At 37.7% G+C, this 2,633-nt stretch carries 5 protein-coding genes; all 5 read left to right on the forward strand.

Translation table 11 applies throughout. The features are described 5' to 3' along the window. Positions 1-254 precede the first annotated feature (254 nt). On the forward strand, positions 255-488 hold the full coding sequence (locus HNQ41_RS16460) for a DUF4357 domain-containing protein (RefSeq protein WP_184665525.1): 234 nt from the start codon (positions 255-257) through the stop codon (positions 486-488). Positions 489-633: 145 nt separating this feature from the next. Further along, positions 634-1,344, forward strand: a complete 711-nt coding sequence (locus HNQ41_RS16465; RefSeq protein ID WP_184665526.1) for an MOSC domain-containing protein — start codon at positions 634-636, stop codon at positions 1,342-1,344. A 263-nt stretch (positions 1,345-1,607) separates the two neighbouring features. Further along, complete coding sequence (locus HNQ41_RS16470; protein ID WP_184665527.1) at positions 1,608-2,039, forward strand: Hsp20/alpha crystallin family protein; 432 nt, start codon at positions 1,608-1,610, stop codon at positions 2,037-2,039. A 247-nt stretch (positions 2,040-2,286) separates the two neighbouring features. After that, entirely contained in the window at positions 2,287-2,403 is a 117-nt protein-coding gene (locus HNQ41_RS16475) for a transposase (protein ID WP_281394043.1), read from the forward strand. A gap of 7 nt (positions 2,404-2,410) precedes the next feature. Continuing rightward, a partial coding sequence (locus tag HNQ41_RS16480) for a helix-turn-helix domain-containing protein (RefSeq protein ID WP_184665528.1) occupies positions 2,411-2,633 on the forward strand: 223 nt, incomplete at its 3' end.

The following is a 2,633-nucleotide window of genomic DNA, read 5'->3' on the forward strand; positions in this document are numbered from 1 at the left end:
ATAGTTACAGAATGAAGAATCGAACTTCCATTTTTAAGGAAGAAAGTGTTCAGAATTAATTAGCAAAAAGTGTTCATTTTTACTTGACGCTTACAACATTAGGCTATCGTTTGTTTGATGAGATAAGATCATCATCGAAGGTGTCAGAACATCCAAACTTTCAAAGTGAGAGTGTTTTTTATTGTAAAAGAAGTGGGCTTGCAGCACAGGGCGAATATAGTGAGGAAGGTTTTGTTGTATATAAAGGGTCACAAATGTCAAAGAGTACATCCAGTAGTATTCATAACTATTTACTGACAAATAGGGAAAAGCTTATTAAAGATGAGGTTGTTACGGAGAAAAACGGTGTATATATTTTTAACATTGACTATCCGTTCAATTCACCAAGTCAAGCTGCAGCTGTTATTTTGGGTAGAAATGCAAACGGTTGGATTGAATGGAAAAATATAGATGGGAAAACGCTTGATCATTTAAAAAGAAGTGATTGACAATAAGAAAAGGTCGATTCAACTAATCGTTGTAAGTAACAATAAATCCTTTAATCAAATTAAAAGTGTACTTTCACTGGGAACAGGACATATCATAGGATTCATCCTCATTGTAAGCGCAAACATCTGGAGGGAGGAAACCGCGATGAATACACCATTTGTCGAACATTTATTGACCGGAAAAGCACGTAAAGTTGGCGACCCTAACGCAACCGATCGTATGGATAGAGAGTGGGAGAGTGGCATCTTTAAAGACATCGTTCAAGGTGAAAAATGGCTAGGGGAAACAGGACTTTTAGGTGATGAAGTCGCTGATAAGAAAAACCACGGAGGTCCTGAGAAAGCAATATTAGCATATCCAACATCACATTATGATTATTGGAAAAGCGAGCTGGCTCTTGGCGATATAGGAATTGGTGCAATGGGGGAAAATTTAGCTGTTTCTCATATGGACGAGCACGCTGTGTGCTTAGGTGATACTTATCAATTTGGCGATGCAATAATCCAAGTAGCGCAACCGCGCCAACCATGTTGGAAGCCGGCACGTCGATTTCGCAGGATGGATTTTGCTTTACGTATTCAAGAATCGGGAAGGACAGGCTGGTATTTTCGTATTTTAAAAGAAGGATATGTGCAGGCGGAGCAGGACCTCACACTTATCGAGAGGCCCTATCCACATTGGACGGTTGCAAAATGTAATGAAGTGATGCATAAGAAAAAAGATGATCTCCAGCTAACAGAAGAACTAGCTTCTTGCCAACTTTTAGCCGATAGTTGGAGACAAACATTAAATAAACGGCTAAAAGGGGAATACAAACCGATTGAAAACCGAGTATTTGGACCTAACAAAGGGTGAAGGAGCATCTCCTAAGACGTTTCCTATGCAGAAGAATTCTTATAAAACAAATAGCAAGGTCTAAACGAGAGGCATTCCACTAGTTCAATGAACTTCTGGGAAGCCTTTTTTGATGTTTTGAGCTAGTAAGCTGAGTAAAGAAATCGAAATGACATGTAAATCTTTGAATAATTTCACTAATTTGTAAAAATTAATCGGTTTCATAGGAAAATATTGTGGTATTAGAAAAATGAGGCTGAAAAATTGAGTGGAGGTGAGTGTTCATGACAAATTTATTTCCGAAAAAAAAGCGTGATTTTTTTGAACGGTTACCGAGTTTTTTTCAAAGAGACGTAAGTTTGTTTGATGGTGAAATGGATTTTCAATCTCCGAAAGTAGATGTGAAGGAAAGCAGATGGCAGTATACGATTGAAGTAGAATTACCCGGGTTTTATAAAGACAATGTTGCAGTTGATTTTAAGGATGGTTACATCACAATCAAAGCCAAAAGAGAAGAGTCATTAGAAACAAAAGATGACGATCGCTTTGTTCGTAAAGAGCGTTCGTATGGAAGTGTGCAACGAAGTTTTTATGTAGGGGATATAGATGAAGAAAAAATTGAAGGAAAGTTTGAAAATGGTCTTCTAACGTTAAAAGTTCCTAAATCTGATGAAGATTTTGAAGAAACTTCAGGATACCGTATCGATTTACAGTGAATTTCAAATGTGAAAGATCAACGCCAGACAACCGCTCTGGCATATTTTTTATAATATAGCCGAGAACACTCGTGACTTCAGTCATGAGATGAATCGGGTTCGGACAAGGCGTGTCCTTTGACACGTTAATTGTCCGACTATGTCGTGTGACGTCAAGTAAGCGAATCGCGAAAACACGGTTATCAAGTGCAAATCCACCTTGAATCATACGAACATATGTTATCCTATATTTGAAGTGGGTGGTGACATGGTTGAAGCCAAGCATGGCCGAGGACTTTGGAATCTTTCTTACTTTGTCTCAACTGTAAGCGAACAAACAGAAGTACAGATACGACAATATATCCAAAACCAGAAAGTGAGGTGAAAATAAAATGAAAGTCAAAAAAGCTTACAAATTCCGCATCTATCCAAATAAAAAACAAATGGTCTTCATCAATAAAACGATGGGATGTTCACGCTTAGTATATAATTATTTCGTAGGCAAACAAAAAGAGAAAGGTGCTTATTGGTATATCGTCAATGAAATGGTGCAAAATGGACAGCTTACGAAAAACAACTGGAAAGGTGAATTTTTCAATAAGCGCAAATCCATCA

Origin of the sequence: Texcoconibacillus texcoconensis, assembly GCF_014202575.1 — a bacterium.
GTDB classification, from domain to species: Bacteria; Bacillota; Bacilli; order Bacillales; family Salisediminibacteriaceae; genus Texcoconibacillus; species Texcoconibacillus texcoconensis.

Bases quoted from the DNA above. Each gene is read 5' to 3' on its own strand.
- HNQ41_RS16460 (WP_184665525.1), top strand. From the start codon at position 255: ATGTCAAAGAGTACATCCAGTAGTATTCATAACTATTTACTGACAAAT.
- HNQ41_RS16465 (WP_184665526.1), top strand. From the start codon at position 634: ATGAATACACCATTTGTCGAACATTTATTGACCGGAAAAGCACGTAAA.
- HNQ41_RS16475 (WP_281394043.1), top strand. From the start codon at position 2,287: ATGGTTGAAGCCAAGCATGGCCGAGGACTTTGGAATCTTTCTTACTTT.
- HNQ41_RS16470 (WP_184665527.1), top strand. From the start codon at position 1,608: ATGACAAATTTATTTCCGAAAAAAAAGCGTGATTTTTTTGAACGGTTA.